This window comes from Streptomyces sp. CG 926 (assembly GCF_003148825.1).
Lineage (GTDB): Bacteria > Actinomycetota > Actinomycetes > Streptomycetales > Streptomycetaceae > Streptomyces.
In genome coordinates this window covers 1-8087 of record NZ_QGGZ01000031.1, presented here as the reverse complement: position 1 = coordinate 8087, position 8087 = coordinate 1, and the positions used below count along the sequence as shown (strand labels likewise).

The window sequence follows — 8087 nt, the reverse complement described above, 5'->3', positions numbered from 1 at the left end:
CGGGCCAGCGGAGCCACCGACCACCCGTCACCCGCAATGTGGTGCAGCACCACCACCAACACCCGCTCATCCGGACCGGCCTCGAAGAGCGTGGCTCCTATGGGGAGCTCACGGGTGAGGTCGAACTCCCGGGCGGTCGCCTTCGCGATGGCGGTGTCGAGATCGTCGGACGGGACGGTGACGCGTTCCAACTTCCACTCGATATATGCGGGTTCGAGGATGCTCTGGTACGGCTCGCCGTTCTCGGCCGTCGGGAAGACGGTCCGCAGGACCTCGTGCCGGCCGACCACGTCACGGAAAGCGAGGGCGAGTGCGTCCCCGTCGATGCCGCCGTCCAGGCGGAGGGCGAACGGGATGTTGTAGGTGGCGCTCGGGCCTTCCAGCTGGCTGATGAACCACAGGCGCTGCTGGGCGAAGGAGAGCGGCACCCGCTCCGGGCGGTTGCCGGCGGTCAGGGCGAGCCTGGCCCGGCCCACATCATCAAGACCGGCCGCGAGGCCGGCCACCGTCGGGGTGTCGAACAGGGCGCGGAGCGGAACCTCGACGCCGAGGACCGTACGGACCCGGCTGATCAGGCGGACGGCGAGGAGGGAGTGGCCGCCGAGGGCGAAGAAGTCGTCGTCCACACCGACCTCGGGCAGTCCGAGGACCTGGGCGAAGACTCCGCACAGGAGCTCCTCTCGGAGCGTGGCCGGGCCACGGCCGGCGGTCCCCGTCACGAACGCGGGAGCCGGGAGGGCCTTGCGGTCGAGCTTGCCGTTGACGTTCAGCGGCAGGGCATCGAGGGCCACGATCGCCGATGGGACCATGTACGAGGGGAGGCGATTGCCGGCGAACTCGGTTATTCGGGTGGGGAGTTCGGCGGCGGCTGCTGACGGCGTGGTGTCGTTCGGGACGATGTAGGCGACCAGGCGCTTGTCGCCGGGCACGTCCTCGCGGGCGATGACGGCTGCCTGGGCGACCTCGGGGTGCGCGGCGATCGCCGACTGGACCTCTCCGAGTTCGATGCGGAAGCCCCGGATCTTGACCTGCTCGTCGGCACGACCGAGGTACTCGATCTGACCCTCCGCGTTCCAGCGGACCACGTCACCCGTGCGGTAGAGACGACCGCCGTCGGACGAGAACGGGTCCGCCACGAAACGCTCACCCGTCAGCTCGGGGCGGCCGAGGTAGCCACGGGCCAGACCCGCACCCGCGATGTACAACTCGCCCACGACACCGGCCGGTACCGGGGCGAGGGTGCCGTCCAGAACGTAGACGCGGGCGTTGGAGATGGGCCGGCCGATCGGGACCGCGCCTTCGGTACCCGCGTCCGTACCCGCGTACCAGCCCGTCGTGTAGACCGTGGCCTCGGTGGGGCCGTAGATGTTGGCGACCCGGGCGCCGGGGATGGTCATACGGATGCCGGCGACGGCGTCCGCCGTGAGCGCCTCGCCCGCCAGGACGACCGTGCGGGGACGGGCCTGGATCTCGCCCGCGGCCACCATCTGCGCAAAGGCCGACGGAACACCGCTGACCAGGCTGACGTCACCGACCGGTGTGTCGGTATCGGCCAGGGCCAGGAGGTCGCGCACCACTTCCACCGTGCCGCCCGACACCAGCGGGCCGAAGAGCTCGAACACCGAGACGTCGAAGTTGAAAGACGTGGAGACAAGAACGCGTCGGAAGTCCTCCCCACCGAACTCCCCCGCCGCCCAGCCGAGGAGCCCCGCCACCGACCGGTGCTCCACCACGACGCCCTTCGGGCGACCGGTCGAACCCGAGGTGTAGATCACGTACGCCGGGTGCTCCGGACGGATGCCCACGCCCAGGGGGGCGGCCTCAAGTCCGGCAAGGTCCAGCCCGTCCAGGACCAGGAAGGTCGTCGGATCCGACCGCGGGATGGCCGTCGACGTGCTCGTCGAGGTCAGCAGCGCCGTCGGCTTGGCATCCGCGAGCATGTACGCGATCCGGTCCGCCGGGTAACCCGGGTCGATCGGCAGATACGCACCGCCCGACTTCAGCACCGCGAGCAGCGCCACGACCGACTCGATGCCACGCTCCAGGCAGACACCCACGAACGACTCCGGACCCACACCCTGAGCCACCAGATGACGAGCCAACCGGTTCGCACGGGCATCCAGATCCGCATACGAGACCTCCGCACCGCCCGAAACGACAGCCACCGCCCCCGGAGTCCGTACCACCTGAGCCTCGAAGAGACCGACCACGGTGGCGTCGCCGGGGAAGTCGACCGTCGAGTCGTTCCACTCGGTCAGCACTTGGCGCAGCTTCGTCTCGTCCAGGACCTGGATGGAGCGGAGCGGGACGTCCTCGTCGTGGTCAAGGGCGGATTCGAGGGCGGTGACCAGGTTTCCGGCCGCCGTGCGGACGAACTCGCCGACTCCGCGCGGATCGATCGGCCCGACCGCGTCCACGGCGACCCAGAGGCCGTCGCCGTTGTCGTCGACCGAGACGAGCAGGGGGTAGTTGGTCCGCTCGTGCGAGAAGACGGTCTTGATGCCGTCGAGCTGCTCGTTGCGCGGGTTCTGGGGCTGAGACTGAGACTGCGCCTGGGACTGGGACTGGGCTTCGGTCGCGCTGTTCGGCTTGTTGTGGCGGTAGTTGAAGAGGGCCGTGAAGAGCGGGGCGCCGGTCGGCATGCCGCTGGCCTGCTGCGCCACGGTGAGCGGCGCGTGTTCGTGCTCCAGGAGCTCGGCCAGTTGGCCGCGCATCGCGGTGACGGCCTCGAGGACGCCGAGGCGGTCCGTACGGACCCGGACCGGGAGCGTGTTGAGGAACGGGCCGGGGACCCGGTCGGAGCCGGCGCCGGCGTTCATCCGGCCGAAGAGGATCGTTCCGAAGACGACGTCCTCGCGGCCGCTGACCGCGGCGAGGACGCGGGCCCACGCCAGGTGCAGGAGGGTGGCGGGGCTGGCGCCGAGGCGGCGGGAGACCCGTCGGATCCGATCCGTCAGCCCGTCGTCGAAGGGGACGACCTGGCGCGTCGAGTCCGCGCCGTCGCCTCGTACGTCCGCGACGCCGAAGGCGGCCGTCGGTTCGGTGACGTCGCCGAGGAGGTCGGCGAAGTAGCGTTCGTGTTCAGAGCGGTCGGCTGCGCCACCGCGTGTCTGCGCCACGAAGGTGCGGAACGGCAGCGGGTCCGGGAGGTCCGCGCCCCGGCCCGCCAGGAACGCCCGCACCTCCTCCATGAGAATGTCGAGAGCTGTGTGGTCGCGGACCATGTGGTGGACCCGCACCAGGGTCAGCCACCGCTCTGTGCCGGGAACGGCGGCCGCGTGGAGCCGGATCAGCGGGGCTTCGCCGAGGTCCATCGCGTAGCCGCCGGCGGCGACGAGGGCGGCTACCGGGTCGGTGCCGTCCGTTTCGAGAGCGACGTCGGTGACGGGCAGGGTGGCGCGGCGCCATACGACCTGGACGGGCTCGCGCAGGCCCTCCCACACGATCGACGTGCGGAAGATGTCGTGCCGGTCCAGGACGTTCTGCAGCGCGTCGAGGAAGGCGTCGAGCCGGGCGCGGGTGTCGAACTCGACGACCGTCGGCAGGACGTAGGCGTCGTCCCCGTCCTCGGCGAGGAGGCGGTGGAAGAGCAGGCCTTCCTGGAGCGGGGCCAGCGGGTAGATGTCGGCGATGTTCGCCGCGCCGCCCGTGACCGTGGCGGCCACGGCCGCGATCTCGTCGGGGGTGAGGTCGACGAGCGGCAGCATGCCGGGCGTGATCTCGGTGGCGTCGGCGGGGATGAGGTTCTCGGGTGCGGTGATCTGCTCGGCGCCCGCCGAGGCCGCAAGACCGGCCGGGGTCGGCGTCTGGAACAGCGCCCGCGCCGAGACCGTGACGCCCTGTCGACGCAGCAGCTCGACGAGGCGGATCGCGAGGAGCGAGTGGCCGCCGAGGCGGAAGAAGTCGTCGTCCACGCCGACGCCGACGCCGGTTCCGGTTCCGGATCCTGCCGCGTCGAGGCCCAGGACCTCGACGAAGGCCGCGCAGACGATCTCCTCGCGGGCGTTGGACGGGGCGCGTCCGCCGCCGGTGGCGTACTCGGGTGCGGGCAGGGCCTTGCGGTCGAGCTTGCCGTTGGCGGTCAGCGGCAGGGCGTCCAGGACGACGACCGCCGAGGGGACCATGTGGCCGGGCAGTCGCTGCGCCGCGAACTGGGCGATCGTGCGAGAGAGTTCGGCGCGGAACGCGTCCTCGTGGGCATCGGTCTCGAGGTCGGTCGAGAGGACCGCGTAGGCGACGAGGCGGGTGTCGCCGGGGGTGTCCTCGCGGGCGACGACCGCGGCCTGGTCAACGAGCGGGTGGGCGGCGATCACCCCTTGGACCTCGCCGGGTTCGATGCGGTAGCCGCGGATCTTGACCTGGTCGTCGGCCCGGCCGAGGAACACGACCTGCCCGTCCGCCGTCCACTTCGCACGGTCACCCGTGCGGTACATCCGCTCGCCCTGCTCGTACGGGTTGGCGACGAACCGCTCGGCGGTCAGAGCCTCCCGGCCCACGTACCCACGCGCCAGGCCGGCACCGGAGACGTACAGGTCCGCCGTCACACCGACCGGGACCGGCTGAAGACGCGAATCGAGCAGGTAGAAACGGGTGTTGGCAATCGGCGTGCCGACCGGCACGGTCCCGTCGGCGATCCCCTCGGCCGTCAGCCGTGTGGTCGCGATACCGATCGTCGTCTCGGTGGGGCCGTAGTGGTTGTGGACCGTCCGCTCACCCGCTGCCGCGAGGAGTTCCCGCAGCCACGGGGTCGACGCGGCCTCGCCGCCGAGGACGAGGGAGCGCCTCGGCAGTACGGGCTCGATGCCGGAGGCCGTCAGAGCGGCCAGGTGCGAGGGGACGATCTTGAAGTGGTCGATGTCGTGCTCGGCGAGGTAGGCGGCGACCAGTCCCGGGTCGGTGACCGCACTCTCCTCCAGGATGTGGAGTTCACCACCGGTGGTGAGGCTCGCGAAGACCACGGTGTTACCGAGGTCCGTCGCCTGCGCCTGGAGCAGCGCGTAGCGGGCGCCCTCGCCTGCGAAGCCGAGGCGGTCGGGGACGGAGGCGATGTAGTTCGCCAGGCCGCCGTGCGTGACCGCCACACCCTTGGGACGGCCCGTCGAACCCGAGGTGTAGATCACATACGCCAGCGACCGCGGATCGACCGAACGCCCGGGACGGCCGGTCGGGGCGGCGGCGAGCTGCATCTCGACGAACGTGTCGTCGAGGGCCACGAGACGCGAACGGCCCGCGGGCAGTTCGTCGAGGATCTCCTCCGTCGTCAGCGCCAGCGCGGCGCGGCTGTCGCGCAGGATGTACGCGATCCGGTCCGTGGGCTGCGACGGATCGAGAGGCAGGTAGGCGGCGCCGGCCTTCCACGTGCCGAGGATGGTCGCGATCATGTCGGCGCCGCGCGGCAGGCACAGGCCCACGACCGCCTCGGCGCCGATGCCCTGGCCGGTGAGGTAGTGCGCGATGCGGTTGGCCCGGGCGTCCAGTTCGGCGTACGAGATGTGCGTGCCGTCGGCGGTGAGGGCCACCGCGTCGGGGGTGCGGTCCGCCCACTGCTCGAAGAGCTCGTGCACCGGGGTGGCGGGCTCGTCGGAGGAGGTGGCGTTCCAGTCGGTCAGTACCCGGCGGCGCTCGTCCTCGGCGAGGATCCGGATGGAGGCGAGCGTACGGCTGGGGTCGGCGGTCGCCTGGTCGATGACCTGTCCGAGGCGGGCGGCGAGGCGGGCGGCCGAGGCCACGTCGAACAGGTCGGCGGCGGCCGTCAGCGAACCGCGTAGACCCGCCGGGGCGCCCTTCGCGTCGAAGAGCTCGCGGACGGAGAGGTCGAGGTCGAACTTGGCAGCCCTGGTGCCGGCTTCGCGGTCGTCGGCCGCGGCCGCGGTAGCCGTAGCGGCCGTGGCCGTGGCCGGGTCGACGACGGTCCGTTGGTTGTTCTGGACGGTCAGCATGACCTGGAAGAGGGGGTGGCGGGCGAGGGAGCGGGCCGGGGCGAGCTCCTCGACGAGCTTCTCGAACGGGACGTCCTGGTGCTTGAAGGCGGACAGGACGGTCCTGCGGACCTGGGCGAGCACCTCGCGGAACGTGGGGTCGCCGGACAGGTCGGTACGGATGACGAGGGTGTTGACGAAGAAGCCGACGAGGTCGTCGAGGGCTTCGTCCGTGCGGCCGGCGTTCGCCGTGCCGACGGGGATGTCGGTGCCCGCGCCGAGCTTGGAGAGCAGGGTGGCCAGGGCGGCCTGGAGGACCATGAACGTGGTCACGCCCTCGGTCCGCGCCACCGCGGCGAGCCGCTGGTGCACCTCGGCGGGCACGCTCAGCGGGACGATGTGCCCTCGGTGGGAGGCCACCGGCGGCCGGGGGCGGTCCGTGGGGAGTTCCAGCTCCTCGGGAACGTCCGCGAGCGCCTCACGCCAGTAGGAGGTCTGCCGGGACATCACGCTGTCGGGGTCGTTCCCGTCGCCGAGCAGCTGACGCTGCCAGAGCGCGTAGTCGGCGTACTGGACCGGCAGCGGCTCCCAGGCGGGAGCCCGGCCCGCGGCGCGGGCCTCGTAGGCGGTCGTCAGGTCCCGGGTGAGCGGGCCCTCCGACCAGCCGTCGCTGGCGATGTGGTGCATCACCACGACGAGGACCTGCTCGTCCAGGGTCCGGAACAGCCCTGCCCTGACGGGCAGTTCGGCGCCGAGGTCGAACGCGTACCGCCCGGCCTCGTCGATCGCCCCGGACAGCTCTGCCTGGGCGACCTCGGTCACCGTCAGCGCCCAGTCCAGCTCGTCGGGGGCGAGGATCCGCTGGTACGGCTCGCCGTCGACGATGTCGAAGACGGTGCGCAGGACCTCGTGGCGGCCGATCACGTCCCGTAGGGCGGCGTCGAGCGCGTCGGGGCGCACGTCGGCCGGCAGTCGCAGGACGACCGGGACGTTGTAGGTCGCGCTCGGGCCTTCCAGTCGGCTGATGAACCACAGCCGCCGCTGCGCGAAGGACAACGGGATCATCGGGACTCCTCCTGGTTGCGGCGCATCGGCTGCAACGCCGGGCGGGTTGTTTGCGCGGGTCGGGACTGCTCGGGCTGTTCGGCTTGTTCCTCGGGGTGCCCGAGTTGGGCGGCGAGGCCCGCCACCGTGGGTGCGTCGAAGAGCGCGGCGATCTCCACCTCGATGCCGAGCACCGTCCTGATCCGGTTGACCAGGCGGACGGCGAGGAGGGAGTGGCCGCCGAGGGCGAAGAAGTCGTCGTGCACACCGACCTCAGGGACACCCAGGACCTGGGCGAACGCCTCGCAGAGAACTTCTTCCTCGTGGCTCTCGGGGCCTCGGCCCGAGCCCGCCGCATCGGCGTAGTCCGGTGCGGGGAGGTTCTTGCGGTCGAGCTTGCCGTTGGCGGTCAGCGGGAGCGCGTCCAGGACGACCACCGCCGACGGAACCATGTACTCGGGGAGCCGCTGGGCAGCCGAGTCGCGGACGGCTCGTGCCAGGCCCTCGTCGGTCTCGTCGGGGTCGGTGGGGATGACGTAGGCGACGAGGCGGGTGTCTCCCGGGGTGTCCTCCCGGGCGATGACCGCCACCTGGGCCACCGCGCGATGCGCGGCCACCACGGCCTCGACCTCGCCCGGCTCGATACGGAAACCACGGACCTTGACCTGATCGTCGGCACGACCCAGGTACTCCAGGAGACCGTCCCCGCTCCAGCGGGCCATGTCACCCGTGCGATACATCCGTCCGGCAGGCTCGAAGGGGTTCGCCACGAAACGCTCGGCCGTCAGGCCTGGGCGCTTCACATAGCCCCGGGCGAGTTGGGTGCCCGCGATGTACAGCTCGCCGGCGACACCCGGGGCCACCGGACGCATCCGCGCGTCGAGGACGTACAGGCGGGTGTTGGCGATCGGGCGACCGATCGGGACCGTGTCCCCGACACTCCCGCCCGCCGAGATCTCGTACACGCAGCAGCCGACGACCGTCTCCGTCGGACCGTACTCGTTGACGATCACCGACTCCGGGGCCCGCACCAACCAGTCACGGACGACCGCACCCGAGAGGGCCTCGCCACCCACGACCCATGTGCGGGCCGATGCGGCCGCCTCCTCGGTGCCGAGCATCTCC

2 protein-coding genes are annotated in these 8087 nt (G+C 71.5%); both read right to left on the bottom strand.

Annotation, left to right across the window (positions count from 1 at the left end; genetic code table 11):
* The coding region (locus BCL76_RS38245; protein ID WP_146228528.1) for a non-ribosomal peptide synthetase at window positions 1-6983 on the bottom strand (6983 nt) is incomplete at its 3' end.
* Window positions 6980-8087, bottom strand: a 1108-nt coding sequence (locus BCL76_RS38240; RefSeq protein ID WP_146228527.1) for an AMP-binding protein, incomplete at its 5' end; no start/stop codon positions are given. The genes BCL76_RS38240 and BCL76_RS38245, both read right to left, overlap by 4 nt.